The sequence below is a fragment of the Pseudomonas sp. R15(2017) genome, from assembly GCF_002112685.1.
Classification (GTDB): Bacteria; Pseudomonadota; Gammaproteobacteria; order Pseudomonadales; family Pseudomonadaceae; genus Aquipseudomonas; species Aquipseudomonas glycinae.
Map to the genome: position 1 here is coordinate 274,779 of NZ_NEII01000001.1, position 24,554 is coordinate 299,332.

A 24,554-nucleotide genomic window follows, 5' to 3' on the forward strand; every position below is an offset into this window, starting at 1 on the left:
TTTTTCCTTCATTGCTAGCCGCTCGTCCCTTGCCGAGGCTAGTCTGTAGCTTTCCGATGGGAGATTTTTGATGTCCGCGCCTTCTGTTTTGATCGCCGGTTGCGGTGATGTCGGCAGCCGTCTGGCCACGCAATTGCTGGCTGCCGGCTTCCAGGTCTACGGCCTGCGCCGGGATGTTTCGCGTTTGCCGGACGGCGTTATCGGTGTCGCTGGTGACTTGTTCAACGAGGATTGCCCGGCGACCTGGCCGGTGGGTGCCATCGATTACCTGGTGTATAGCGCGGCGGCGACCGATCACGATGAGGCCGGATATCGCGCGGCTTATGTGCAGGGTTTGCAGCATGTGCTGGGCTGGCTGAACGATTACGGGCAGGAGCCGGAGCGGCTGCTGTTCGTTTCCAGCAGCAGTGTTTATGGGCAGCAGAACGGCGAATGGGTCGATGAAAAATCCGAAACCGTCGCCGCTGGTTATTCCGGGCGGGTGATGCTGGAAGCCGAGCAGGTTGCGCTCAACTCTGGCATTCCCGCAAGCATCGTGCGCCTGACCGGCATTTACGGCCCCGGCCGTGAATGGCTGCTGACCCAGGTGCGTCGTGGCTATCGCGTGGCGGTCGATCCGCCGCTGTATGGCAATCGCATCCATGCCGATGACGCGGCGGGGTTGATGGCGTTCTTGCTGGACGCGGATTGCAAGGGTGTGGAACTGGATAACGTTTACATCGGCGTGGACGATGCGCCGGCGCCGCTGGCCGAGGTGGTGGCGTGGCTGCGTGATTATCTGGATGTCACCGAATGGTCGGAAGACGAGAGCGTACGTCGCACCGGCAGCAAGCGCTGCAGCAATGCCCGGGCGAAAGCCTTGGGTTGGGTGCCGAAGTATCCGAGTTATCGCGAGGGGTATGCCGCGATTCTTGAGGGCAAGTGCTGAATTTCAAGCGCAACAAATAACCGTGGGAGCGAGCTTGCTCGCGATGGTGGCATAACAGTCAGCATAAATGTTGAATGCTATGGCCTCATCGCGGGCAAGCCCGCTCCCACAGGGTTATATGCTGTTCTCAGGTGCAGTTACTGCTTCTCGAGCAACCACTTGCGCTCACCCGGGGTGAACTGCGGTTGTTCGTCCGCCAGCGCCGTGTTCACGGCCTGCAGGATTTCCAGCTCTTTGCCCTTGCGCACAAAGATCCAGTTGTTGCCCTGACCGTTCTGCTGCAACCACATGCTGTCGTTGCCGCTGCTCATCGACGCGCAATCGCCTGCGAGGCACAGCGCATAACGATCGGCACCCGGCAGGCCGGAGACTTGCCCGTCCGCCTGGAATTGCACGGTGGCGCCTTCGCCCTGGCCGCTGGTGATCGTCCAGTTGCCGCCCAGATAAGCGGAATACAGCGCGCGTTCGAAGCTGGCGCCGATCGGTGCGCCTTCCGGAACCGGAATCTGTGCGCGGTCGAAGACCTGTTCCGGTTCGTTTTCGTTGGCGGCTTGTCGCAGTTGACCGCCGTCACGTTTCAGCTCGCTGGCGGAGCTGCCATAGAAGTCGACCTTCCAGGCACCGGCCTGTTCGCCGAGCAAGCGACCTTCGACGTTTTCGAAACCGTTGGTGTAGCGGGCCTGACCGGCCTTGGTGTTGACGTCCCACTCCAGGTTCGGGCCGTAAGCCTGAAGCGCTTCGCGCAGGGGGCCGCCCTTGGCAGCGGCATCGATGGCGACCTGATTGATCCAGGTGCCGCTGATGTCACGGTCGGCAGGGTTGCTGGCGCAACCGCCGAGGAAAATGGCGAGCAGCGAGAGAGCAAGCGCTTTGCGCATGGTGGAATCCTTTCAAAACCTTTTCTTTACCGCAGAGCAGTCGGCGCGGCGTCTAGGGCCGCGCCGTGCGCATTACTCGATGACCAGAATGGCATCCATTTCAACCTGCGAACCCTTTGGCAGGGCTGCCACGCCGATGGCGGCGCGGGCCGGGTACGGCTGGTCGAAGTACTTGCCCATGATCTCGTTGACCTTGGCGAAGTGGCTCAGGTCGGTGAGGAAGATGTTCAGCTTGACGATGTCCTTGAACGAACCACCGGCGGCTTCGGCCACGGCTTTCAGGTTCTCGAACACCTGGACGGTCTGGGCTTCGAAGCCTTCGACCAGTTCCATGGTTTTTGGATCGAGGGGAATCTGACCCGACATGTAAACGGTGTTACCGGCCTTGATCGCCTGGGAGTAAGTACCGATGGCGGCCGGGGCCTTGTCGCTGGTGATAACGGTCTTGGTCATGTATGACTCCTTGTAATGTTTGAGTTATGCACGCATGCGGGTGATGCGGATCACCCCGGTCAGGGCGCGCAGTTTCTTGATCACGCGGGCCAGGTGCACACGGTCGTGGACGCTGACCACCAACTGGACAACGCTGATGCGGCCATCGCGTTCGTCCATGCTGATTTTCTCGATATTGCCGTCGGCTGCGTTGACGCTGCTGGCCAGCAGGGCGATCAGGCCGCGCTGGTGTTCCAGCTCGACGCGCAGCTCGACGTTGAATTCGCCGGTGACATCCTTGGCCCACGAGAGCTGGATGCATTTTTCCGGGTTGTGGCGGATTTCGCTGATGTTGCGGCAGTTGTCCAAGTGCACGACCATGCCTTTGCCTGCCGACAGGTGACCGACAATCGGGTCGCCCGGGATCGGTGTGCAACATTTGGCGTAGCTGAGGACCAGGCCTTCGGTGCCGCGAATCGCCAGCGGGCCTTCCGGGCTTGGCAGTTGCTCGCCTTCGCCGAGCAGGCGGCGCGCCACGACGTAGGCCATGCGATTGCCGAGGCCGATGTCTTCCAGCAAGTCTTCGATCAGTTCGAGGCGGTACTCGGTGAGCATTGCCTTCACGCGTTCGGCCGGAATCTGTTCCAGCGCGCTGTCGAAGCCATTGAGCACCTTGTTCAGCAGGCGTTCGCCGAGGCTGATGGATTCGGAGCGGCGTTGCAGTTTCAGTGCGTGGCGGATGTGAGTGCGCGCCTTGCCGGTGACCACGAAGTTGAGCCACGCCGGGTTCGGCCGTGCGCCGGGAGCGCTGACGATCTCGACCGTGGAGCCGCTTTGCAGCGGTTCGGACAGCGGCGCGAGACGACGGTTGATCCGACAGGCGATGCAGCTATTGCCGACGTCGGTGTGCACCGCGTAGGCAAAGTCGACCGCCGTGGAGCCTTTGGGCAGCTCCATGATCCGGCCCTTGGGCGTGAACACGTAGACCTCGTCCGGGAACAGGTCGATCTTCACGCTCTCGATGAATTCCAGCGAATTGCCGGCACGTTGCTGCATTTCCAGCACGCCTTTGACCCACTGACGGGCCCGGGCATGAGTGCCTTTCGGCTGCTCGTCGCCGCTGGATTTGTACAGCCAATGAGCGGCGATGCCGTTATTGGCCATCTCTTCCATTTCACGGGTGCGGATCTGGATTTCGATCGGTACACCGTGCATGCCGAACAGCGTGGTGTGCAGTGACTGATAGCCGTTGGCCTTGGGGATCGCGATGTAATCCTTGAAGCGCCCCGGCAACGGTTTGTACAAATTATGTACAGCACCCAGCACGCGGTAGCAGGTATCGACCTTGTCAACGATGATCCGGAACGCATAGACGTCCATGATCTCGTTGAAGGCCCGACGCTTGCCGCGCATTTTCTTGTAGATGCCGTAGAGGTGTTTCTGGCGACCGCTGACTTCGCCCTGGATGCCGTCGATGGCGAGGCAGTGGGCAAGGGACTCTTCGATCTTGTTGACGATTTCCTTGCGGTTGCCCCGGGCGCGTTTGACGGCCTGGTAGATCCGCGCGGAACGCATCGGGTGCATCGCCTTGAAGCCGAGGTCTTCGAACTCGATGCGGATCGCGTGCATGCCCAGCCGGTTGGCGATGGGTGCGTAGATCTCGAGGGTTTCCTTGGCGATGCGCCGGCGTTTTTCGCCGGACAGCACTTCCAGCGTGCGCATGTTGTGCAGGCGGTCGGCGAGCTTGACCAGGATCACGCGAATGTCGCGTGCCATCGCCATCGCCATCTTCTGGAAGTTTTCAGCCTGGGCTTCGGCCTTGGTCTCGAAGTTCATCTGGGTCAGTTTGCTGACCCCGTCGACCAGTTCGGCCACGGTTTCACCGAACTGCGCTTGCAGCGCTTCCTTGGCGATACCGGTGTCTTCGATCACGTCATGCAGCATCGCGGCCATCAGGCTCTGATGGTCCATGTGCATGTCGGCAAGAATGTTAGCCACGGCGAGAGGATGCGTGACGTACGCCTCGCCGCTGCGGCGGCGTTGGCCGTCGTGGGCTTGTTCGGCGTAGAAATACGCTCGGCGGACCAGGTTGACCTGGTCGTTGCCGAGGTAGGTCGATAAGCGATCGGCGAGGGCGTCTATGCTCGGCATGATGTCTCCTGCCGCAAGCTGTGATCCCGCGCCGTGCTACGTCGACCAGGCATAGGCTTAGACGGCCTCGTTGGACTCGTCCTCGAACGCAGCGAAGACAGGGTCTTCGTGGACGATTTCCTGCTCGGCGATGAACTCGTAGCTCATCAGGCCTTCAGCGATTTCACGCAGCGCAACAACGGTCGGTTTGTCGTTTTCCCACTGAACCAGGGGCTCTTTGCCGCCGGTGGCCAGTTGACGGGCACGCTTGGTAGAGAGCATGACCAGCTCAAAGCGGTTTTCCACGTGTTCTAGGCAGTCTTCAACGGTTACGCGGGCCATGGTATTCCTCGGAGCGAATGCAATATGCGCGCTGCCCGGTTGGGCGAGCGGACTCAACAGTTTAAAAAATCACCAGCGATTAGGGAAGCGCTGATTTTTTGACCAGACTCTTCAACGCGCTGCAAGTGCCAATGTAAAGCCCTTGCAGCGGTTTTGGGAAGTGCTGTTTCAGCCCAGCAATTCAGCCAGCAATTTGCCGAAACGCACTTGCTGACGTTTCTGTTGCAACTGATTGGCGCGGAAAATCGCCTTCAGATCGTCCAGCGCATGGGCGAAATCGTCGTTGATGATCAGGTAGTCGTACTCGACGTAGTGGCTCATTTCGCTGACCGCTTCACGCATCCGGCCATCGATGATCTCGTCGCTGTCCTGGCCACGGTTGGTCAGGCGCTGGTGCAGGGCCTGCAGTGATGGCGGCAGGATGAAGATCGAACGGGCCTGCGGCATCAGCTTGCGCACTTGCTCGGCGCCTTGCCAGTCGATTTCCAGAATCAGGTCGTGGCCTTCGTCCAGGGTCTGCTGCAGGCGGCTTTGCGAGGTGCCGTAGAAGTTGCCGAAGACTTCGGCGCGTTCCAGAAAATCGCCGTGCTCGCCCATCTTCACGAACTCTTCGCGGGTCACGAAGTGATAGTTCACGCCGTCCACTTCACCCGGGCGCATGGCGCGGGTGGTGTGGGAAATCGAGACGCGAATGTCCGGATTGGTGTCGGTCAGGGCCTTGACCAGACTGCTCTTGCCCGCACCCGAAGGGGCGGAAATGATGTACAGGGTGCCGGTGCTGTGGGTCATGTCGGGGTAGCCTTACTCAATATTCTGCACTTGTTCGCGCATCTGCTCGATCAACACCTTGAGGTTGACCGCTGCCTGTGTGCTGCGCGGGTCGAAGGCCTTGGAGCCCAGTGTGTTGGCTTCGCGGTTGAGCTCCTGCATCAGGAAGTCCAGGCGCCGGCCGGCGGCCCCGCCGGATTTCAGCACCCGGCGAACTTCAATGATGTGGGTGCTCAGGCGATCCAGTTCTTCGGCCACGTCGCTCTTCTGCGCGAGGATGACCATTTCCTGTTCCAGGCGCTGCGGATCCAGTTCGGCCTTCATGTCGGCAAAGCGGTCGAGGACTTTCTGACGCTGGGTGGCGAGCATCTGCGGAACCAGTTCGCGCAGGGTCACCACATCTTCTTCGATGGAGGTCAGGCGATCGTTGATCAGGCGGGCCAGCTCCGCGCCTTCGCGCTCGCGGCCGGCCTTGAGGTCTTTCAGAGCCTGATTGAACAAGGCTAGCGCCTCGGCGTTCAGCGCCTGCGGGTCGGTGGCGTCGGCGACCAGTACGCCTGGCCAGGCCAACACTTCCAACGGGTTCAGCGCCGCCGGATTCTTGATCAGGCCGGCAACCGTTTCGGCCGCGGCGACCAGTTGCGCGGCGCGCTCGCGATCCACCTGCAACGGCTTGCCGGTGCTTTCCTCGGTGAAGCGCAGGGTGCATTCCAGTTTGCCGCGCGACAGGCCCTGGCGGAGGGCTTCGCGGACGGCGCCTTCGAGGTCGCGGAACGACTCAGGCAGGCGCAGGTGGGGTTCCAGGTAGCGGCTGTTGACCGAGCGCAGTTCCCAGCTCAGGGTGCCCTGGACGCCGGCTTTTTCGACGCGGGCGAAGGCGGTCATGCTGTGCACCATGGTGGTACCTCGCAATGCAGATCGGCGCAGAAACGACGTTCCGCGCGGACGATCTCAATGAATGTAAGCCGACTGGCAGCAAAGGCGCAGGATTGTAGCGCAGTGCGGCGGATGCGCCCAAACACACGGTGTGACAAAGGGCTGCAGGCCGTCGGCAAAGCGCGTTTCAGGGCCTTCGGTCGTCGGCCGGATTTTTTAACGAGTGCCCAGGCGCGGTGCACAGCTCTATAATGCTCCGCAGTTTTCCGTCCCCAGTACAGGTATCTCCTATGAAACGTCCAAGTGGTCGCGCTGCCGATCAGCTCCGCTCGATCCGCATTACCCGCAACTACACCAAACACGCCGAGGGATCGGTACTGGTCGAATTCGGTGATACCAAAGTCATCTGCACCGTCAGCGTCGAGAACGGCGTGCCGCGTTTCCTCAAAGGGCAGGGCCAGGGTTGGCTGACCGCCGAATACGGCATGTTGCCGCGCGCCACCGGCGAGCGTAACCAGCGCGAAGCGAGCCGCGGCAAGCAGGGCGGCCGTACCCTGGAAATCCAGCGCCTGATCGGTCGTTCCCTGCGCGCCGCGCTGGACATGTCCAAGCTGGGCGACGTCACCCTTTACGTCGACTGCGACGTGATCCAGGCTGACGGCGGTACCCGCACCGCGTCGATCACCGGCGCCATGGTTGCGCTGGTCGATGCACTTAAAGTGATCAAGAAGCGTGGCGGCCTGAAGGGCGGCGACCCGCTCAAGCAAATGATCGGCGCTATTTCCGTGGGCATGTACCAGGGCGAGCCGGTGCTGGATCTGGACTATCTTGAAGATTCCGCCGCCGAGACCGACCTCAACGTGGTGATGACCAGCACCGGCGGTTTCATCGAAGTGCAGGGTACTGCCGAAGGCGCCCCGTTCCAGCCTGAAGAGCTGAACGCGATGCTGGAACTGGCGAAGAAAGGCATGAACGAAATCTTCGAACTGCAAAAGGCTGCACTGGCCGACTGAGCAGGTTCGTAACCCGCAAGGAGGACGCAATGAGTGATGAGCAAGAGTTGCTGCCCAAACCGAGCCAGGAGGTTCGCCAATGGGCCATGTTTTGTCACTTGTCCGCCTTGCTGGGGATCTGGATTCCGTTCGGCACGCTGATCGGGCCGCTGGTTCTGTGGCAGATGAAGCGCGAGACCGATCCGTTCATCGACGCCCAGGGCAAGGAAGCGCTGAATTTTCAGATCACCGTGGCGATCGCTTCGATGATCTGCTTCGTGCTGATGCTGTTGCTTATCGGGTTCGTGCTGTTTGGCCTGCTGGCCATCGCGGCGCTGGTGTTGACGATTATCGGTGGGGTGAAAGCCAACGAAGGTTTCCCGTACCGTTATCCGTTCACCTGGCGGTTGATCAAATAACGAACGATCGCCCACAAAAAAACCGACAGTGATGTCGGTTTTTTTGTGTCTGCGAAAGGCTGCTTAGATGGTCAGCGTCCAGTCGTAGTCGACGATCAGCGGCGCATGCTGCGAGAACCGTGGCTGACGCGGCAGGCGTGCGCTGCGCACGAAGCGCCGCAGGCCAGGGGTCAGGATCTGGTAATCGAAGCGCCAGCCCAGATTCAACATCTCGGCCTGTTCGTTGTCCGGCCACCAGCTGTACTGGTCGCCTTCGCGGCTGACTTCGCGCAGGGCATCTACGTAGCCCATGTTGCCGACAATCTCGTCCATCCAGGCGCGTTCCGGCGCCAGGAAACCCGGGGATTGCTGGCTGTCGCGCCAGTTCTTGATGTCGAGCTTCTGCTGCGCGACGTACAGCGAGCCACAATAAATGTACTCGCGACGTTTGCGCCGCTGTTTGTCCAGGTACTTGCCGAAGTCGTCCATGAGCTTGAACTTCTGGTTCAAGTCCTCATCGCCGTTCATCCCCGAAGGAAGCAGCAAGGTGGCAATACTGACTTTGTCGAAATCTGCTTGCAGGTAGCGCCCGTAGCGGTCGGCCGTCTCGAAACCGAGACCGCTGATGACAGCCTTCGGTTGCAACCGCGAATACAAAGCCACGCCGCCTTGGGCAGGGACTTCAGCATCGCAGGCATAAAGGAAGTAGCCGTCCAGTTGGAAGGCTGGGTCATCCAGTTCAAAGGCGGAGGCACGGGTGTCCTGCAGGCAGATGACGTCGGCATTCTGTGCCTGCAGCCAACTGAGCAAACCGCGCTCGACTGCAGCCTGAATACCATTGACGTTCACACTGATGATCCGCATAAATGGCCCCAAAAATCGCGTGCGTGTATGATACACGGCGTCAAGCTAATTAGCTAAATCCGTGGTATTTGGGGTTTTTTTCATGCAAGCGTATCAGCGCGATTTCATTCGTTTTGCCATCGATCGCGGCGTTTTGCGCTTCGGTGAGTTCACCCTGAAGTCCGGGCGTACCAGTCCTTACTTCTTCAATGCCGGCCTGTTCAACTCGGGTTCCGCGCTGGCGCAGCTGGGTCGTTTCTACGCTGCGGCCATCGCCGAGAGCGGCATTCCGTTCGACGTGCTGTTCGGCCCGGCCTACAAAGGCATCCCGTTGGCGGCAACCACTGCCGTGGCGCTGGCCGAACACCACAACCGTGACCTGCCATGGTGCTTCAACCGCAAGGAAGCCAAGGCCCACGGCGAAGGTGGCAGCCTGGTCGGCGCACCGCTGACCGGCGACGTGCTGATCATCGACGACGTGATCACCGCTGGCACCGCGATCCGTGAAGTGATGCAGATCATCGCTTCCCAGGACGGCGCCAAGGCCGCCGGCGTGCTGATCGCCCTGAACCGTCAGGAGCGCGGCAACGGCGAGCTGTCGGCAATCCAGGAAGTCGAGCGTGATTTCGGCATCCCGGTCATCAGCATCGTATCGCTGAACCAGGTACTGGAATTCCTGGCAGACGACCCGCAACTCAAGCAGCACCTGCCAGCCGTTGAAGCCTATCGCGCCCAGTTCGGCGTCTGATAGATAAAAGAAAGGCCCTGAGAATCAGGGCCTTTCTTTTTTTGTAGCTTTAGTCCCGCAGTCGCAAGGCGCGTAGCAAAGCATCCACCTGTCCGAAGGCATCCTGCTGCCACTGATCCGGTGTTCGATCTTCAAGGATTTGGCTGTCTTCAACAAAGCGTCTAACTGACGTTGGGCCGTACCCGTCAATGACGTCGAACTTCTGGCTGATGTATATAAAGCCTTGTTCGCCACTTCCTGTTTCCAACACTGACCGGCACTCATCAGCAAGTGATTCTGTGCCTCCGGGATAATTGCGGACGCAGTAGTAGATGTCGTAGGCGTCTTTCTGTTTGTGTCTCCCATTCAAGGCGTAACCCTTCATCGCAAGAAGTGCTGGTATGGAACATACGGCAACTTCTACACGATTTTTACCGCCTGTGGGCATAGGTCCTTCGATTGCTACCATCTGGTAGAAACGGATGGCCAGGTCGGCGCCGTCAGCGCGTTGTACTGCAAAGTCGCTGAGAATGGGTGGCCTGTTTTTGATGATTTCGGCGTCGCGTGGCATCAAAAAATCCACGATCACATCTATCGGGGCTCCCCCGTCTTCGGCGGGCACCTGACGAACGAGTTGGAAGCGTCGTAAGTCGCCTCTTTGTTCATAGCCGTTGCCCATCAAGGCCTCGATCAAGGTTGCGTACTCGCCGTCACCCAGTGCCTGCGGATCCAGGCTCAAGTCGACGTCCAGAGTCCCGACATGTTGCATGTCATCATTTGCAAGCAGTAACCATGGCACCGCACCGCCTATCACTGTGAACTTGCCTCTGAAGCTACCAAGAATTTGTCCCATTTCAACGAGTACAGCTTTCACTGCGGTCGTTGTTCTGTCGTCATATTCCGAGGCATTTTGAGGTTCTTGAGGCACTAACGGGGCCATGTCAATTGCTCCTGTCGTAGATGCTCGGCAGCTTCCTTGCCGCGTTCTCCTGAAACAGATAAATCCAGATAGGTCTGAACAGGACTGGTGCAAATGACACCAGGTGCTGCTTCGACGGTGTCCAGCAAAATCCCTTCGTCCTTGGGAAGAGTGATCACGACATTTTCACCCTTGGACGCGGGAGCGAGCTTTAACGCCTTGATCAACACGTCTACTCCTTTTTCGTCTGCGTAGAAGTGATGGGTGCTGACGCGCGCGTAAGGGGCTAACCACTGTGCGGCAGAAAACGAGGAAAAGAGCACAGTTGCGTCGTTATGTTGGCTGATAGCATTTCGAGCCGCGCTTTCCAGGGCGCTGCCATGTAATGGGGTGTAGAACGTCTTGCGCACTCCTGGTGGCGGTTCATAGGCCTCAATCCAGGCATCCAGAACGGTCTGAGGATCGCGCAAGAGAAATCCATTGTTTGTCGCTTCTGCCCATTCTCGGTTGAGCAGAGCGGTGCGGACGTTGCTGACTTGACCAAGGCTGACGCCGGAAGCTTGAGAAAGCTCTATTACTCGCCATTCATGAGCTGGCTCTCGAAGCATCCTGCGAATAATCTGCGCCGATTTTGGTTTGAACAGAGACTTCAGCTCTCTATGTTCAGACGGGGGCTTTTCAGCGACTTGATGATCAATGAAAACACCCGCGAACGAAATCCAGGCGTTTCCTTCCAGATCCAGATACCCAACGTCTTTTTCTCGACAGGCTTGTCGGGCTGCCGGGGAAAGATAAGGGGCTATCAGGATGGGTGTGGCATCGATCTCCCGCGTGTTGATGTAGTCACGAAGTTGCAGGATGGCGGAGTTTACAAATCTGGGTTGTCCACTCGCCTTTGCTTCGCAGACCAGCGTGTACGACTTCCCGGATGTGATGATTTCGACAACGAAGTCAGGCTCCCAGGCTTCGGAGTGCTCAGTCGATTTAAGGCTTTTAACTTCAAGAATCGGAATTTTTGCAATAAGGCCGTGAAGCGCGTCTTTTGAATTTTTTTCGAGCTCTTTCATCAAACAGCTCCTTTTCAACGAATGCTGAAAATAATCATTCTGATGAAAAAAAACTACATTTTTCACTCAATTTGATAATTTCATCAGATGCTGAAAGATAGAAAAGTAATGAAATCGCGTAAAGAAGCGTACCGGCGCGGCTGCCGTACGGCTATAAAAAAACCGCAGGCTTCAGAATCTCCTGCGGGATTCTCCTTTACATTCGGAATCCTCGTAGGAGCTGCTAAAGGCTGCGATCTTTTCGTTTTCGGTTATTACGGACGCTTGCGATTGCTGATCAGCGTACCCACACCGGTGTCGGTGAAGATTTCCAGCAGGATCGCGTTCGGTACGCGGCCGTCGATGATCAGCGAGCTGCCCACACCGCCCTGAACCGCTTCCAGCGCACAGCGGATCTTCGGCAGCATGCCGCCATAGATAGTGCCGTCGGCGATCAGGTCGTCGACCTGCTGGGTGCTCAGGCCGGTCAGCACGGTGCCCGACTTGTCCATCAGGCCGGCGATGTTGGTCAGCAGCATCAGCTTCTCGGCTTTCAGCGCTTCGGCGACCTTGCCGGCCACCAGGTCAGCGTTGATGTTGTACGACTCGCCGTTTTCACCCACACCGATCGGCGCGATCACCGGGATGAAGTTGCCTTTGACCAGCAGATTCAGCAGTTCGGTGTTGATCCCGACCACTTCGCCCACATGACCGATGTCGATGATTTCCGGCTGGGTCATCTCCGGGGTCTGGCGGGTGACGGTGAGCTTTTTCGCACGAATCAGCCCGGCATCTTTACCGGTCAGGCCAATGGCGCTGCCGCCGTGACGGTTGATCAGGTTGACGATGCTTTTGTTGACCTGGCCGCCGAGGACCATTTCCACCACGTCCATGGTCGCGGCGTCGGTGACGCGCATGCCGTCGACGAAATGGCTTTCGATCGACAGGCGCTTGAGCAGATCGCCGATCTGCGGGCCACCGCCGTGCACGACCACCGGGTTGATGCCCACGGCCTTCATCAGCACGATGTCGCGGGCGAAGCCGGTTTTCAGCTCCTCGCTTTCCATCGCGTTGCCGCCGTATTTGATCACCAGGGTCTTGCCGACGTATCGGCGGATATAAGGCAGCGCTTCGGACAGGACCTTGGCAGTGTTGGCGGCGGCATCGCGTTCGAGGGTCATTCAGGGCTCCGGGTGAATCAGCAATCAGAACGGTAGTTGGAGATCAGGTGCAACGCGTTTCAGTTGGGCATGGAACACAGCCTTGATGCGCTGCAGTTCCGCCTCGTCATCGGCCTCGAAACGCAGCACCAGCACCGGTGTGGTGTTGGACGCGCGCACCAGGCCCCAGCCTTTGGCGTAGTCGACCCGCACGCCGTCAATGGTAGTCAGGTCGGCGCCTGGGCCCCACTGTGCATCGTGCAGTGCATCAATGATGCTGAATTTGCTCTCTTCGGTCACATGGATATTGATTTCCGGCGTGGAAATATCGTTCGGGAAGGTCGCGAACAGCTCTTCGGCCGAAGATTTTTCCTTGCTGAGGATTTCCAGCAGCCGTGCGGCGCTGTAAATGCCGTCGTCGAAACCGAACCAGCGCTCCTTGAAGAAAATGTGCCCGCTCATTTCACCGGCCAGCAGTGCGCCGGACTGTTTCATTTTCTTTTTGATCAACGAGTGACCGGTCTTCCACATTAGCGGCCGACCGCCATATTCCTTGATCAGCGGGATCAGGCGGCGGGTGCATTTGACGTCGAAGATGATCTCCGCGTCCGGGTTGCGCGCCACCACGTCACGGGCGAACAGCATCAGCAGGCGATCCGGGAACACGATGGTGCCAGTGTTGGTCACCACGCCGACGCGGTCGCCGTCGCCGTCGAAGGCCAGGCCGATGTCGGCGTTGGTTTCCTTGACCTTGGCGATCAGGTCGACGAGGTTCTCAGGCTTGCCCGGATCCGGGTGATGGTTCGGGAAATTACCGTCGACTTCGCAGTACAGAGGGATGACTTCGCAGTTCAGCGCCTCGATCAGTTGTGGGGCGATTACGCCGGCCGCGCCGTTGCCACAGTCGACCACGACTTTCAGGCGCCGGGCCAGTTTGATGTCCTGGACGATTTCGGTGTTGTAGCGGTCAAGGATCTCGACCTGGGTCACGCTGCCGGTGCCGCTGCTCAGGTTGCCGGTCTTGAGGCGCTCGTGCAGGGCCTGGATCTGTTCGTTGGCGAGGGTGTCGCCGGCGATCACGATCTTGAAGCCGTTGTAGTTCGACGGGTTGTGGCTGCCGGTGAGCATCACACCGGATTTGCCGGCCAGCACGTTGGCGGCGTAGTACAGCGCAGGCGTCGGCACCAGGCCAACGTCGCTGACATGGCAGCCGCTCTCGGCGATGCCGCGGATCAGTTCGGCAACCAGTTCCGGACCGGACAGGCGGCCGTCACGACCGACGGACACGTTCGGTTCGCCTTGGGCCAGGCTTTGGGAGCCGATGGCGCGGCCGATCCAGTAGGCGGTTTCGGCATTGAGGAATTCCGGCACGGTGCCGCGAATGTCGTAGGCGCGGAAGATGCTGTCAGGAAGCTTCGGGGCGACTTGGGCGGGGGTGCTCATCTGCAAAAATGCTCCATCTCGAAAGTGGCTGGACACACCGACGATTATTCGACGGCAAGCTCAAACTGAAGGGTATGACGGCGGTTTTCACAGAGAGTTCGTGGTGTGAAAGGGCCATGACGCCTTGTCCGGCGTGGTGTTGGCCTGCCAATGCGTTGATTTTCAGCGCTAAACCTTGCAGATGACATTTTGAAGTTCGTGGCGGGGGATGCCTCCTCGCCACGACGGGTTTTCAGCCGATCACTTGGTGCCGGAATGGCCGAAACCACCCGTGCCGCGCTCGGTCTCGACGAACTCTTCAACCATTTCGAAGTGCGCCTGCACCACGGGTACCAGTACCAGTTGAGCCAGGCGCTCGCCGACCGGCATGGTGAATTCGGTCTGGCCACGGTTCCAGCAGGACACCATCAGCGGGCCCTGGTAGTCGGAGTCGATCAGGCCGACGAGGTTGCCCAGCACGATCCCGTGCTTATGGCCCATGCCCGAGCGCGGCAGGATCAGCGCGGCGAGGTTCGGGTCGCCGATATAGACCGACAGACCGGTAGGAATCAGCACCGTTTCACCCGGCTTGATCACGATGTCCTCTTGCAGCATGGCGCGCAGGTCGAGACCGGCGGAGCCCGGTGTGGCGTATTGCGGCAGCGGGAATTCGGTACCGATGCGTGGGTCGAGGATCTTGGCTTGCAAAGCGTGCATGTAAATTAAACCTGGTTCAGACGTTCGGCGATAAAAGTGACCAGTTGGCGAGCGATTTTGCCCTTGCTGGTCTGGGCGAAAACCGTGGCGTGCAGCGCACGGTCGATGACGCTGCAGGCGTTTTCTTCGCTGTTGAAACCGATGCTCGGGTTGGCGACGTCGTTGGCGACGATCAGATCGAGATTCTTGTCCTTCAGCTTGCGCGCAGCGTAGTCGAGCAGGTGTTCGGTCTCGGCGGCGAAGCCGACACTGAACGGACGGTCGGGACGGGTCGCGATGGTGGCCAGGATGTCCGGGTTGCGCACCATTTGCAGGACGAAGCCGTCGCCGCTCGTAGGGTCTTTCTTCAATTTTTGCGGGGCGACGACTTCCGGACGGTAGTCCGCAACCGCCGCCGAGGCGATAAAGATGTCGCAAGGGATCGCGGCTTCACACGCGGCGAGCATGTCGCGGGCGCTGACCACGTCGATCCGGGTGACGCGATCCGGCGTCGGCAAATGCACCGGGCCGCTGATCAGGGTCACGCGGGCGCCGGCTTCCACCGCCGCTTCCGCCAGGGCGAAGCCCATTTTGCCGGAGCTGTGGTTGGTGATGTAGCGCACCGGGTCGATGTTTTCCTGGGTCGGGCCGGCGGTGATCACTACGTGTTTGCCGGTCAATGCCTGACGCTGGAAGCAGTCCGCCGCAAGCTGGGCCAGATCGGTGGCTTCCATCATGCGGCCCATGCCGACGTCGCCGCAGGCCTGGCTGCCCGAGGCCGGGCCGAAGGTCTTCAGGCCGCGACTTTCAAGGAGTTGCAGGTTGGCCTGGGTCGCCGGATCGCGCCACATGGCCTGGTTCATGGCCGGGGCGACTGCGACGATGGCGTCGGTGGCCAGCACCAATGTCGTTAGCAAATCATTGGCGATGCCTTGGGCCAGGCGAGCGAGCAGGTCGGCGGTGGCCGGAGCGATCAGCACCAGATCGGCCCATTTGGCCAGTTCGATGTGGCCCATCGCCGCTTCGGCAGCCGGGTCGAGCAAGTCCAGGTGAACCGGGTGGCCGGACAGCGCCTGCATGGTCAGCGGGGTGATGAATTCGCTGCCGCCGCGGGTCATGACCACGCGCACTTCGGCGCCCTGATCGATCAGGCGGCGCACGAGGTCGGCGCTCTTGTAGGCAGCAATGCCGCCGCCGACGCCCAGAACGATGCGTTTCCGATACAGCCGCTGCATAGGTCTGCCTTTCATTTCGTTGGTGACATACGTGGCGAAACCCCCTCCCCAGGGTGAATTCGCCCGCAAAAAAGATGGGCTACGATATCACAGCGACCGCTACGGAACAGCGGCGCCCACAGACAAGGAATGTGTATGAGTATTCGCGATTGGCCGGCGGCGGAAAGGCCGCGGGAGAAGCTGTTGGAACAGGGCTCGGGAAGTCTTTCCGATGCCGAATTGCTGGCGATTTTTCTGCGAACCGGGGTATCCGGCAAAAGCGCGGTGGATCTGGCGCGACACTTGTTGAATCAGTTCGGTAGTCTCCGTGCGTTGCTGGAGGCTGATCTTGGGGCGTTCAGCGAGCAATTAGGCCTGGGGCCGGCGAAGTTTGCCCAACTGCAGGCTGTACTGGAGATGGGGCGGCGACATTTGGCCGAGCGCATGCGGCAGAAAACGGCGCTGGAAAATCCACAAGTGGTCCGTGATTATCTCAAAGCCATGTTGCGCCACGAGCCGCACGAGGTTTTCGGCTGCCTGTTTCTGGACTCCAAACATCAAGTGTTGACCTTTGAAACGCTGTTTCGCGGCTCGATCGACAACACCGCCGTGCATCCCCGGGAAGTCGTGAAGCGTTCCCTGGCCAACAACGCGGCGGCGGTGATCCTGTGCCACAACCATCCGTCGGGAAACAGCGATCCGAGTCAGGCTGATCGATTATTGACCAAGCGCTTGCAAAAGGCTTTGGAGTTGATCGATGTGCGGGTGCTCGATCACTTCATCGTGGGCGATGGTGAGCCGTTGTCGATGGCGGAATGTGGCTGGATGTAGCTTTCAAGAACAAACGCTAGCCCCTGTGGGAGCGGGCTTGCCCGCGAAATCGGAGTGTCAGTCGACAACTGTGTTGGCTGATCCACCGCATTCGCGGGCAAGCCCGCTCCCACAAAGGTTCTGTGTTGTGGCGGGTTATTTAAGGGTGACCTTGGAGTAGTCCTGCCGCCCGAACGGGCTCACCGAGTAACCCTGCACGTCTTTACGCGTCAGCGCATACGCCGTCGGATGTGCCAGCGGCAGCCACAGCGCCTGCTGCTGGATCTGCGCCTGTGCCTGTTCGTAGAGCTTGGTGCGCACACCTTGCTCGCTGGTGGTCTTGCCGGCGCTGATCAGTTTGTCCAGGTCGGCATTGCAATAGCGGGCGAAGTTGGTGCCGGACTTCACCGCCGCGCAGGAAAACTGCGGGGTGAGGAAGTTGTCCGGATCACCGTTGTCGCCGGCCCAGCCCATGAACAGCAGGTCATGTTCGCCAGCCTTGGAGCGGCGGATCAGCTCGCCCCATTCGATCACGCGGATTTCTGCCTGAATGCCGATTTCCGCCAGATCCGATTGCAGCAGTTGTGCGCCGAGGCTCGGATTCGGGTTGAGCAGGCTGCCGGACGGACGCGTCCAGATGGTGGTCTGGAAACCGTCCTTCAATCCGGCCTTGGCGAGCAGTGCCTTGGCCTTGTCCACGTCGTGGGCGTAACCCGGCAGGTTTTTCGCGTAGCTCCAGGTATTCGGCGGATACGGACCGTTGGCGGCTTCGGCGGTGTCTTCGAATACAGCCTTGAGGTAGTTGGCCTTGTCGAAGGCGAGGTTGATCGCCTGGCGCACTTCCGGTTTGTCCAGCGGCGGATGCTGGCTGTTGATGCCGACGAAGGCGGTCATGAACGCGTCAGTCTTTTCGACTTTCAGCGTCGGCTCCTGCTTCGCGGCCTGTACGTCCAATGGTTTTGGCGACAGGGCGATCTGGCACTCGTTGCGCCGCAACTTTTGCAGACGCACGTTGGCGTCCGGAGTGATGGCGAAGATCAGCGGGTCCACTGCCGGTTTGCCGCGGAAGTAGTCCGGGTTGGCCTTGTAGCGGATCGAGGCGTCTTTCTGGAATCGGGTGAAGACGAACGGTCCGGTGCCGATCGGTTGGCTGTTGAGTTTGTCGGTCGCGCCAGCCTTCAGCAGCTTGTCGGCGTATTCAGCAGAATAAATGGAGGCGAAGCCCATGCTCAGGGTCGCGAGGAACGTCGAGTCCGGATGATCGAGAGTGAAGCGCACGGTCAGCGGATCCAGTGCGTCGATCTTCTTGATCAGGCTCGGCAACTGCATCGACTGGGCGTGGGGGAAGCCGCTCTGGGCGACCTTGTGCCACGGGTTGGCCGGGTCGAGCATGCGATCGAAACTGAATTTGACGTCTTCGGCGGTCAGTTCGCGGGTCGGTTTGAAGTAGTCGGTGGTGTGGAACTTCACCTGCGGATGCAACTTGAACACGTAGGTCAGGCCATCGGTGCTGACTTCCCAGCTGTCGGCCAGGCTTGGGACGACCTTGCCGCTGGCGGTGTCGAAATCCACCAGACGATTCATCAGCACGTCAGCCGAGGCGTTGGTGGTGGTCAGCGAGTTGTACTGCACCACGTCGAAGCCCTCGGGGCTGGCCTCGGTGCAGACGCTCAGGGCGGCGGCCTGGGCCAGTGGACTCAGTAACAGCGGGGCGAAGAGCAGGGGGAGGGCAGCGAGGCGCATGGTCGGCTTCCTTTACAGATCGAAGGCCCATCTGCAAGTGCAGTCTGGAAAAGTCCTACCCTAGTGGTCGCGATTGCAAATGACTATCCCCTTTTTGCATTTTCGGGGCTGCGCGGCGGAGGATTTGTCGCAAGTGACGGCAGGAAAAGTCGCGATAGCGGGTATGATCGGTTTTCTTCGACGAATGGTAAAAATTGCCGGCAGCCTTTGTCCAAGGCGCTTGCGGCCGGGAAAAGCGGCTTTTTAGCCATTCTTTGCGCACGGAAAGTTGTTGCTCCGTGGTCTTTCTGGTATAAAGCAGCGCTCTTTTCTAGGGGCCCGGTTCCTTCGCTTGTAGGTGTAGCCGGTAAGACCTCTAAAGAATCGCGGCGCCTGGCGCCACAATGACTAGAGATTAAGCGGCCAACCCATGCCGGGTTGGGCATGTGGTTTTAGAGGGCTGAGGCATGTCTAGAGTATGTCAAGTTACCGGTAAGGGTCCGGTGACTGGGAACAACATTTCCCACGCAAACAACAAAACCCGTCGTCGTTTCCTGCCGAACCTGCAGCATCACCGCTTCTGGGTTGAAGAAGAGAAACGTTTCGTACGCCTGCGCGTTTCCGCCAAAGGCATGCGTATCATCGACAAGCGTGGCATCAGCGTTGTGCTGGCCGAGCTGCGTCGCGACGGCAAGGTTTAAGGGAGCTAATCATGCGTGAATTGATTCGTTTGATCTCGAGCGCCGGTACTGGTCACTTCTACACTACCGACAAGAACAAGCGTACTACCCCGGACAAAATCGAGATCAAGAAATATGATCCGGTTGTTCGCAAGCACGTGATCTACAAGGAAGGCAAAATCAAGTAATTGATTTTTCCTGACTTACGAAAAAGGCCCGTATCTCACGATACGGGCCTTTTTTGTTGCCCAGGATTTTGTGGTGCCTGTGCGGGCCTCATCGCTGGCAAGTCAGCTCCCACAGGGGTAATTGGCGTTCACAAGATTTGTGCACACCGCCGAAATTGTGGGAGCTGGCTTGCCAGCGATTGGGGCCAGATCAGTCAACGAAAACCTCAAGCCTTCTGTTCGAAGATCACATAGACCTTGCGGCAGGCTTCCAGCACTTCCCAGGTGCCACGGAAACCGGCCGGAATCACGAAGCGATCACCGACGCGCAGGGTCTTGGCATTGCCTTCGCTGTCGCGCAGCACCGATACGCCTTGCAGGATCTCGCAGTATTCGTGTTCGGTGTAGTTCACCGTCCACTGCCCGACCGCACCTTCCCACACGCCGACACCCATTTGCCCGCAAGGACTGTCGTACTGATTGAACACCGCTTGTTCGGGATCGCCCTTGAGCACTTTGGCCGGGTCCGGGCGATAGCGTTCGGCTTCGGTTGTGGTCAGGCTGATGTCGACGACGTGCTGGATGTTCATTGTTGTTTTCTCCCGTAATGACGGCGCGATGGCGTGAAAGGGCCAAAGTCTATGTTGATTAAATTGAACGCCGCAAGGCCGTATGGCGAGCTTATGTCAAATATATTGAAACAACCCCGGCCGCTGGTTTAGGGTGGCGGATGCCTTGGGCCGAAAAGCAGGCTGGCCGGGCAGTATTCCTGAGGACGACCGCGACGATCGCGGCGCTCGTATTGAACAAGAGGAGGACACTCGAATGACCACCCTGACTCGTGCCGACTGGGAACAACGCGCCCGCGACCTGAAGATCGAAGGCCGCGCCTACCTCAATGGCGAGTACACCGATGCCGTCTCCGGCGAGACCTTCGAGTGCATCAGCCCGGTCGATGGCCGTCTGCTGGGCAAGATTGCCAGCTGTGACGCCGCCGACGCCCAGCGCGCCGTGGAAAACGCCCGCGCCACCTTCAACTCCGGCGTCTGGTCGCGCCTGGCGCCGACCAAACGCAAAGCCACCATGATCCGTTTCGCCGGCCTGCTCAAGCAGCACGCCGAAGAACTGGCCCTGCTCGAAACCCTCGACATGGGCAAGCCGATCAGCGATTCGCTGTACATCGACGTGCCGGGCGCTGCGCAAGCGCTGAGCTGGAGCGGTGAGGCGATCGACAAAATCTACGACGAAGTCGCCGCTACGCCGCACGATCAACTGGGTCTGGTGACCCGCGAGCCAGTGGGCGTGGTTGGCGCCATCGTGCCGTGGAACTTCCCGCTGATGATGGCCTGCTGGAAACTCGGTCCGGCCCTGTCGACCGGTAACTCGGTGATCCTCAAGCCATCGGAAAAATCCCCGCTGACCGCCATCCGCATCGCCGAGCTGGCAGTCGAGGCCGGCATTCCGAAAGGCGTGCTGAACGTGCTGCCGGGTTACGGCCACACCGTCGGCAAGGCGCTCGCTCTGCATAACGATGTCGACACCCTGGTGTTCACCGGTTCGACCAAGATCGCCAAGCAGCTGATGATTTATTCCGGTGAATCGAACATGAAACGTGTGTGGCTGGAAGCCGGCGGCAAGAGCCCGAACATCGTGTTTGCCGATGCGCCGGATCTGCAAGCCGCTGCCGAATCCGCCGCCAGCGCCATCGCCTTCAACCAGGGCGAAGTCTGCACCGCAGGTTCGCGTCTGCTGGTCGAGCGTTCGATCAAGGACAAATTCCTGCCGATGGTGATCGAGGCGCTGAAAACCTGGAAACCGGGCAACCCGCTGGATCCGGCCACCAACGTTGGCGCGCTGGTCGATACCCAGCAGATGAACACCGTGTTGTCCTACATCGAGTCGGGCCACTCCGATGGCGCCAAACTGGTGGCCGGCGGCAAGCGCATCCTTCAGGAAACCGGTGGCACCTACGTCGAGCCGACGATTTTCGACGGCGTGAGCAATGCGATGAAGATTGCCCAGGAAGAAATCTTCGGCCCGGTGCTGTCGGTCATCGCGTTCGATACCGCCGAGGAAGCGATCAACATCGCCAACGACACGCCTTACGGCCTGGCGGCAGCGGTGTGGACTCAGGACATTTCCAAGGCGCACCTGACCGCCAAGGCCCTGCGGGCCGGCAGCGTGTGGGTCAACCAGTACGATGGCGGTGACATGACCGCGCCGTTCGGCGGCTTCAAGCAGTCGGGCAACGGTCGTGACAAGTCGCTGCACGCGTTCGACAAATACACCGAGCTGAAGGCGACCTGGATCAAGCTGTAAACCGTTGAGGGAGCCTGCCGAGGCGGGCTCCCGAACGATACAAAGATCCCTGTGGGAGCGAGCTTGCTCGCGAAAGCGGTGTATCAGTCAGCACATTTGCTGAATGTGAAACCGTTATCGCGAGCAAGCTCGCTCCCACAGTCTTTTGTGGTGCACATAAAAATTATCCACAGGAGCGTGGAACATGCGTTGGGCGACGTATTTCGCCGTGTTGGCGTCTGTCTTGAGTGTCGGCCTGGCCCTTGGTGTCAGCATGCCGCTGGTGTCATTGCGCCTGGAGGGTTGGGGTTACGGCTCGTTCGCCATTGGCGTGATGGCGGCAATGCCGGCCATTGGCGTGTTGCTGGGGGCGAAGATTTCCAGTCATCTGGCCGCGCGTTTCGGTACGGCGAACCTGATGCGCCTGTGCCTGTGGGCCGGGGCGCTGTCCATCGGCCTGCTGGCGCTGCTGCCGAGTTACCCGATCTGGCTGGTATTGCGGCTGATGATCGGCGTGGTTCTGACCATCGTGTTCATCCTCGGCGAGAGCTGGATCAATCAACTGGTGGTCGAGCACTGGCGCGGACGACTGGTGGCACTGTATGGCAGCAGTTATGCGTTGAGCCAACTGTCTGGTCCATTACTGCTGGGTGCGCTTGGCACCGATCACGATTACGGCTTCTGGGTGGGTGTCGGTCTGCTGATCGCTTCGCCGTTTCTGCTGTTGGGCCGCAGTGGCGCGCCGAGCAGTGAGGCCAGCAGCGTGACCTTCGGGGATCTGTGGGGCTTCGCTCGCGAGCTGCCGGCCATCGCCTGGGCGGTGTCGCTGTTCGCCGCGTTCGAAGCAATGATCCTGACCCTGTTGCCGGTGTATTGCCTGCAACAGGGGTTCACTGCGGAGATTGCGCTGGCGATGGTCAGCACCGTGGTGGTGGGCGATGCGCTGCTGCAATTGCCCATCGGTGCGCTGGCCGATTATCTGTCACGGCGAACCCTGTTTACCGGTTGCGCCGTGGTATTGATGTTGTCGAGTCTGGCGATTCCGATGCTGCTCGACACCTTGCTGATCTGGCCGCTGTGGGTGCTGTTCGGCGCCAGTGCGGGTGGCCTGTTCACCCTGTCGCTGATTTTGATTGGCGAGCGCTACCGCGACGATGCGCTGGTGCGCGCCAACGCGCATGTCGCGCAGCTGTGGGGCGTCGGTTGTCTGATCGGGCCGTTGATGGCGGGGGCGGGCAGTCAGTGGATCAGCGGGCATGCGTTGCCGTGGCTGATGGCGGCCGGGGCGTTCGGGCTGGTGATACTGCTGTCGCGGCAAGGGGCGTTCGGCAAGGTGCCGGAGCCCGCTTGATAAGCCGGCCGGAGCGGGTTGCTACAGCATCCGCTCCAGTCCCACCGTAGTGCTGAACCACGCATTAAAGCGCCGCCACCAACTGCCGGGCTCCTTGGTCAATGTGTGCATCTGGCCGTTGTCTTCGGTAACCCAGACGACTTTTCCATCCTGCAATTTCGCCTCGTAACTCAACGCCGGTGCCATGCCCTGCAAGGCCAGCTCCCGAACATGGGCAGCCAGTTCCGGGCTGTCCACCAGCACCCCGACTTCGGTGTTCCACAGCACCGAGCGCGGGTCGAAATTGAACGAGCCGATGAACGATTTCTTCCCGTCGAAGATCATCGCCTTGCTGTGCAGGCTCGAATCCGAGCCGCGATAGGACTTGCTGTAAAACAGGTGCGGGCCGCTGCCGTAATTATCCCCAGGCTGGCGCCGCAGTTCGTAGAGCTTCACGCCATGCTCCAGCAGCGCCTTGCGATACGGCGCATAACCGCCGTGCACCGCCGGCACGTCGGTGGCTTCCAGCGAGTTGGTCAGCAGGCTTACCGACACGCCCGCATCGGCGCGGCCGGTCAGGTAGACCAGCCCCGGCTGTCCCGGCACGAAGTAGGCAGAAATCATCATCAGTTCTTTGTTGACGCCAGTGAGCTCCGGCGCCAGTTGGGTCGTCAGCAGCAGTTGCGGATCGGGTTCGCCCTTGGCCAGCACCTTGCTCGGCGCGTCCCACAGTGCCTGGTTCCAGGCCCAGATCAGCTCCTTGCGCCAGATGTCCATGCGCGGGTTGGTGCGGTAGGTCATCAACTGCTGATACAGCGCGTGATTCTGTTTGCGGGTTTCCTCCAGGGATTCTTCCAGGCGCGTGCGGGTGTTCTGCAGGTCTTTGGCCGTGGGTTTGCTGGAGAGGAACTCGTCGATCGGCTTGCTCAGGGCGCTGTTCCAGTACTGGTCGAAACTGTGTCCGAGCTGCTCGGCGACCGGCCCGACACTGAGCATGTCGATATCGGTGAAGTTCAGGTTGGGCTCGGCATCGAAGTACTCGTCACCCAGATTGCGTCCGCCGACGATGGCCGCGCTGTTGTCCGCCAGCCACAACTTGTTGTGCATCCGCCGGTGTTGCAGCGACAGATTGAACAGCCGCCCGGCCGCCCGGGTCACGCCGGTGCTGCGCCCCAGGTGCAGCGGATTGAACAGGCGGATCTGGATCTGCGGATGTGCCGCCAGGGTGGCGATGATCAGATCGAGGCCGTCACTGGTGGTGTCGTCCAGCAGGATCCGCACCCGCACGCCACGATCGGCCGCCTTCAGCACTTCTTCCACCAGCATTCGCGTGCTGATGCCGTCATGGACGATGTAGTACTGCAAGTCGAGGCTGCGTTGAGCGTTGCGAATCAGCTCGGCGCGGGCGGTGAAGGCTTCGGTGCTGTTGGACAGCAGGCGAAAGCCGGACTGGCCCTTGTAGGGCGCCGCCTGGGCCAGGATCGAACGGCCGAACGCGGAGTCGGACGCCGGCAGTGCCTGGCTCGGGTCACGCGGAACATCAAGCGAAGCGCACCCGGTGAGCAGCAGGGCGGACATCAGTGCAGGCGGCAGGAAGTGTCTGGAGCTCAAGTCGGGTCGTTCCGGGTGTGGGCGAGGTCAGGAGTATGGCACGGCGCACGCCGCCCGTTATCGGCTTAACCGTCAGGCCTTCCGATCTCTGACAGAGCGGCTGCCTGGTTCATGGCTGTGGGCTTTCAGGCGCACTGAAACTCGGGCCCTGTAGACATGGCGGTT

At 60.0% G+C, this 24,554-nt stretch carries 24 protein-coding genes and 1 pseudogene; 9 read left to right on the top strand and 16 right to left on the bottom strand.

The window, feature by feature from the left end:
• Positions 1 to 70 precede the first annotated feature (70 nt).
• Positions 71 to 928: an SDR family oxidoreductase gene (locus CAF77_RS01255; protein WP_064379841.1), complete on the top strand. Its 858-nt coding sequence runs from the start codon at positions 71 to 73 to the stop codon at positions 926 to 928.
• Positions 929 to 1,065: 137 nt separating this feature from the next.
• Here the strand turns inward: CAF77_RS01255 and CAF77_RS01260 are convergent, their stop codons facing one another.
• From CAF77_RS01260 to CAF77_RS01285, 6 genes are all read right to left on the bottom strand, one after another.
• Positions 1,066 to 1,806 carry a hypothetical protein gene (locus CAF77_RS01260; RefSeq protein ID WP_064379843.1) on the bottom strand — a complete coding sequence of 247 codons (741 nt, stop codon included), beginning with the start codon at positions 1,804 to 1,806 and terminating at the stop codon, positions 1,066 to 1,068.
• Positions 1,807 to 1,878: 72 nt separating this feature from the next.
• Positions 1,879 to 2,259, bottom strand: a complete 381-nt coding sequence (locus CAF77_RS01265; protein WP_003229509.1) for a RidA family protein — start codon at positions 2,257 to 2,259, stop codon at positions 1,879 to 1,881.
• 24 nt (positions 2,260 to 2,283) lie between these two features.
• Positions 2,284 to 4,389 carry a bifunctional GTP diphosphokinase/guanosine-3',5'-bis pyrophosphate 3'-pyrophosphohydrolase gene (spoT, locus tag CAF77_RS01270; protein ID WP_064379844.1) on the bottom strand — a complete coding sequence of 702 codons (2,106 nt, stop codon included), beginning with the start codon at positions 4,387 to 4,389 and terminating at the stop codon, positions 2,284 to 2,286.
• Positions 4,390 to 4,446: 57 nt separating this feature from the next.
• Entirely contained in the window at positions 4,447 to 4,710 is a 264-nt protein-coding gene (gene rpoZ, locus CAF77_RS01275) for a DNA-directed RNA polymerase subunit omega (protein WP_003229503.1), read from the bottom strand.
• A 168-nt stretch (positions 4,711 to 4,878) separates the two neighbouring features.
• The gene (gmk, locus tag CAF77_RS01280) at positions 4,879 to 5,499 is read right to left on the bottom strand and encodes a guanylate kinase (RefSeq protein ID WP_011336561.1); all 621 of its coding nucleotides are present in this window, start codon (positions 5,497 to 5,499) and stop codon (positions 4,879 to 4,881) included.
• A 12-nt stretch (positions 5,500 to 5,511) separates the two neighbouring features.
• On the bottom strand, positions 5,512 to 6,375 hold the full coding sequence (locus tag CAF77_RS01285; protein ID WP_011336560.1) for a YicC/YloC family endoribonuclease: 864 nt from the start codon (positions 6,373 to 6,375) through the stop codon (positions 5,512 to 5,514).
• Positions 6,376 to 6,644: 269 nt separating this feature from the next.
• Between CAF77_RS01285 and rph the strand changes: the two genes are divergently transcribed.
• Positions 6,645 to 7,367, top strand: a complete 723-nt coding sequence (gene rph / locus CAF77_RS01290; protein ID WP_064379846.1) for a ribonuclease PH — start codon at positions 6,645 to 6,647, stop codon at positions 7,365 to 7,367.
• A 29-nt stretch (positions 7,368 to 7,396) separates the two neighbouring features.
• On the top strand, positions 7,397 to 7,765 hold the full coding sequence (locus CAF77_RS01295; protein ID WP_007954441.1) for a DUF4870 domain-containing protein: 369 nt from the start codon (positions 7,397 to 7,399) through the stop codon (positions 7,763 to 7,765).
• Positions 7,766 to 7,828: 63 nt separating this feature from the next.
• Here the strand turns inward: CAF77_RS01295 and CAF77_RS01300 are convergent, their stop codons facing one another.
• On the bottom strand, positions 7,829 to 8,608 hold the full coding sequence (locus CAF77_RS01300) for an exodeoxyribonuclease III (protein WP_007920349.1): 780 nt from the start codon (positions 8,606 to 8,608) through the stop codon (positions 7,829 to 7,831).
• 82 nt (positions 8,609 to 8,690) lie between these two features.
• Here CAF77_RS01300 and pyrE point away from each other — a divergent pair, with 82 nt between their 5' ends.
• Positions 8,691 to 9,335 (top strand): orotate phosphoribosyltransferase, encoded by a 645-nt coding sequence (gene pyrE, locus CAF77_RS01305; protein WP_011336558.1) that lies wholly within the window; start codon positions 8,691 to 8,693, stop codon positions 9,333 to 9,335.
• Between the two features lie 49 nt (positions 9,336 to 9,384).
• Here pyrE and CAF77_RS01310 read toward each other — a convergent pair whose 3' ends face one another.
• The 6 genes and pseudogenes from CAF77_RS01310 to coaBC all read right to left on the bottom strand — a co-directional run bounded on the left by CAF77_RS01310 (position 9,385) and on the right by coaBC (position 15,792).
• Complete coding sequence (locus tag CAF77_RS01310; RefSeq protein WP_064379847.1) at positions 9,385 to 10,254, bottom strand: nucleotidyl transferase AbiEii/AbiGii toxin family protein; 870 nt, start codon at positions 10,252 to 10,254, stop codon at positions 9,385 to 9,387.
• Positions 10,242 to 11,300 (bottom strand): type IV toxin-antitoxin system AbiEi family antitoxin, encoded by a 1,059-nt coding sequence (locus tag CAF77_RS01315; protein WP_064379849.1) that lies wholly within the window; start codon positions 11,298 to 11,300, stop codon positions 10,242 to 10,244. The genes CAF77_RS01310 and CAF77_RS01315 overlap by 13 nt, the downstream gene beginning before the upstream one ends.
• Before the next feature lie 254 nt (positions 11,301 to 11,554).
• Positions 11,555 to 12,460 carry an acetylglutamate kinase gene (gene argB / locus CAF77_RS01320; protein WP_007954443.1) on the bottom strand — a complete coding sequence of 302 codons (906 nt, stop codon included), beginning with the start codon at positions 12,458 to 12,460 and terminating at the stop codon, positions 11,555 to 11,557.
• Positions 12,461 to 12,484: 24 nt separating this feature from the next.
• Positions 12,485 to 13,861: pseudogene (locus CAF77_RS01325) on the bottom strand (phosphomannomutase/phosphoglucomutase); the annotation flags it as partial.
• A gap of 261 nt (positions 13,862 to 14,122) precedes the next feature.
• Complete coding sequence (gene dut, locus CAF77_RS01335) at positions 14,123 to 14,578, bottom strand: dUTP diphosphatase (protein ID WP_011336556.1); 456 nt, start codon at positions 14,576 to 14,578, stop codon at positions 14,123 to 14,125.
• Between the two features lie 5 nt (positions 14,579 to 14,583).
• Positions 14,584 to 15,792, bottom strand: coding sequence for a bifunctional phosphopantothenoylcysteine decarboxylase/phosphopantothenate--cysteine ligase CoaBC (gene coaBC / locus CAF77_RS01340; protein WP_064379854.1), 1,209 nt, complete (start codon positions 15,790 to 15,792; stop codon positions 14,584 to 14,586).
• 135 nt (positions 15,793 to 15,927) lie between these two features.
• On the opposite strand from coaBC, the gene radC reads away from it, so the two are divergent.
• Positions 15,928 to 16,602, top strand: coding sequence for a DNA repair protein RadC (radC, locus tag CAF77_RS01345; RefSeq protein WP_039765208.1), 675 nt, complete (start codon positions 15,928 to 15,930; stop codon positions 16,600 to 16,602).
• Positions 16,603 to 16,737: 135 nt separating this feature from the next.
• Here the strand turns inward: radC and CAF77_RS01350 are convergent, their stop codons facing one another.
• Entirely contained in the window at positions 16,738 to 18,324 is a 1,587-nt protein-coding gene (locus CAF77_RS01350) for an ABC transporter substrate-binding protein (protein ID WP_064379855.1), read from the bottom strand.
• A gap of 446 nt (positions 18,325 to 18,770) precedes the next feature.
• Between CAF77_RS01350 and rpmB the strand changes: the two genes are divergently transcribed.
• A complete protein-coding gene (gene rpmB / locus CAF77_RS01355; RefSeq protein ID WP_003177273.1) occupies positions 18,771 to 19,004 on the top strand; it encodes a 50S ribosomal protein L28 in 234 nt (77 codons plus the stop codon).
• 11 nt (positions 19,005 to 19,015) lie between these two features.
• Positions 19,016 to 19,171: a 50S ribosomal protein L33 gene (rpmG, locus tag CAF77_RS01360; protein WP_003177274.1), complete on the top strand. Its 156-nt coding sequence runs from the start codon at positions 19,016 to 19,018 to the stop codon at positions 19,169 to 19,171.
• 206 nt (positions 19,172 to 19,377) lie between these two features.
• Here rpmG and CAF77_RS01365 read toward each other — a convergent pair whose 3' ends face one another.
• Complete coding sequence (locus tag CAF77_RS01365) at positions 19,378 to 19,740, bottom strand: cupin domain-containing protein (protein WP_064379857.1); 363 nt, start codon at positions 19,738 to 19,740, stop codon at positions 19,378 to 19,380.
• Between the two features lie 235 nt (positions 19,741 to 19,975).
• On the opposite strand from CAF77_RS01365, the gene CAF77_RS01370 reads away from it, so the two are divergent.
• Positions 19,976 to 21,469, top strand: coding sequence for an aldehyde dehydrogenase (locus CAF77_RS01370; RefSeq protein WP_064379859.1), 1,494 nt, complete (start codon positions 19,976 to 19,978; stop codon positions 21,467 to 21,469).
• 184 nt (positions 21,470 to 21,653) lie between these two features.
• Positions 21,654 to 22,799 (top strand): MFS transporter, encoded by a 1,146-nt coding sequence (locus CAF77_RS01375; protein WP_064379350.1) that lies wholly within the window; start codon positions 21,654 to 21,656, stop codon positions 22,797 to 22,799.
• A gap of 21 nt (positions 22,800 to 22,820) precedes the next feature.
• Here CAF77_RS01375 and CAF77_RS01380 read toward each other — a convergent pair whose 3' ends face one another.
• Positions 22,821 to 24,356, bottom strand: coding sequence for a phospholipase D family protein (locus CAF77_RS01380; RefSeq protein ID WP_139831553.1), 1,536 nt, complete (start codon positions 24,354 to 24,356; stop codon positions 22,821 to 22,823).
• Positions 24,357 to 24,554: the final 198 nt, after the last annotated feature.

Excerpts from the sequence above, each read along its gene's own strand:
- radC (WP_039765208.1), top strand. The coding sequence starts at position 15,928 with ATGAGTATTCGCGATTGGCCGGCGGCGGAAAGGCCGCGGGAGAAGCTG.
- rph (WP_064379846.1), top strand. The coding sequence starts at position 6,645 with ATGAAACGTCCAAGTGGTCGCGCTGCCGATCAGCTCCGCTCGATCCGC.
- CAF77_RS01370 (WP_064379859.1), top strand. The coding sequence starts at position 19,976 with ATGACCACCCTGACTCGTGCCGACTGGGAACAACGCGCCCGCGACCTG.
- argB (WP_007954443.1), bottom strand. The coding sequence starts at position 12,460 with ATGACCCTCGAACGCGATGCCGCCGCCAACACTGCCAAGGTCCTGTCC.
- spoT (WP_064379844.1), bottom strand. The coding sequence starts at position 4,389 with ATGCCGAGCATAGACGCCCTCGCCGATCGCTTATCGACCTACCTCGGC.
- rpoZ (WP_003229503.1), bottom strand. The coding sequence starts at position 4,710 with ATGGCCCGCGTAACCGTTGAAGACTGCCTAGAACACGTGGAAAACCGC.
- CAF77_RS01285 (WP_011336560.1), bottom strand. The coding sequence starts at position 6,375 with ATGGTGCACAGCATGACCGCCTTCGCCCGCGTCGAAAAAGCCGGCGTC.
- pyrE (WP_011336558.1), top strand. The coding sequence starts at position 8,691 with ATGCAAGCGTATCAGCGCGATTTCATTCGTTTTGCCATCGATCGCGGC.
- CAF77_RS01260 (WP_064379843.1), bottom strand. The coding sequence starts at position 1,806 with ATGCGCAAAGCGCTTGCTCTCTCGCTGCTCGCCATTTTCCTCGGCGGT.
- CAF77_RS01380 (WP_139831553.1), bottom strand. The coding sequence starts at position 24,356 with ATGTCCGCCCTGCTGCTCACCGGGTGCGCTTCGCTTGATGTTCCGCGT.
- CAF77_RS01295 (WP_007954441.1), top strand. The coding sequence starts at position 7,397 with ATGAGTGATGAGCAAGAGTTGCTGCCCAAACCGAGCCAGGAGGTTCGC.
- CAF77_RS01315 (WP_064379849.1), bottom strand. The coding sequence starts at position 11,300 with ATGAAAGAGCTCGAAAAAAATTCAAAAGACGCGCTTCACGGCCTTATT.
- rpmG (WP_003177274.1), top strand. The coding sequence starts at position 19,016 with ATGCGTGAATTGATTCGTTTGATCTCGAGCGCCGGTACTGGTCACTTC.
- CAF77_RS01255 (WP_064379841.1), top strand. The coding sequence starts at position 71 with ATGTCCGCGCCTTCTGTTTTGATCGCCGGTTGCGGTGATGTCGGCAGC.
- gmk (WP_011336561.1), bottom strand. The coding sequence starts at position 5,499 with ATGACCCACAGCACCGGCACCCTGTACATCATTTCCGCCCCTTCGGGT.
- CAF77_RS01300 (WP_007920349.1), bottom strand. The coding sequence starts at position 8,608 with ATGCGGATCATCAGTGTGAACGTCAATGGTATTCAGGCTGCAGTCGAG.
- CAF77_RS01375 (WP_064379350.1), top strand. The coding sequence starts at position 21,654 with ATGCGTTGGGCGACGTATTTCGCCGTGTTGGCGTCTGTCTTGAGTGTC.
- dut (WP_011336556.1), bottom strand. The coding sequence starts at position 14,578 with ATGCACGCTTTGCAAGCCAAGATCCTCGACCCACGCATCGGTACCGAA.
- coaBC (WP_064379854.1), bottom strand. The coding sequence starts at position 15,792 with ATGCAGCGGCTGTATCGGAAACGCATCGTTCTGGGCGTCGGCGGCGGC.
- CAF77_RS01310 (WP_064379847.1), bottom strand. The coding sequence starts at position 10,254 with ATGGCCCCGTTAGTGCCTCAAGAACCTCAAAATGCCTCGGAATATGAC.
- CAF77_RS01350 (WP_064379855.1), bottom strand. The coding sequence starts at position 18,324 with ATGCGCCTCGCTGCCCTCCCCCTGCTCTTCGCCCCGCTGTTACTGAGT.
- rpmB (WP_003177273.1), top strand. The coding sequence starts at position 18,771 with ATGTCTAGAGTATGTCAAGTTACCGGTAAGGGTCCGGTGACTGGGAAC.
- CAF77_RS01365 (WP_064379857.1), bottom strand. The coding sequence starts at position 19,740 with ATGAACATCCAGCACGTCGTCGACATCAGCCTGACCACAACCGAAGCC.
- CAF77_RS01265 (WP_003229509.1), bottom strand. The coding sequence starts at position 2,259 with ATGACCAAGACCGTTATCACCAGCGACAAGGCCCCGGCCGCCATCGGT.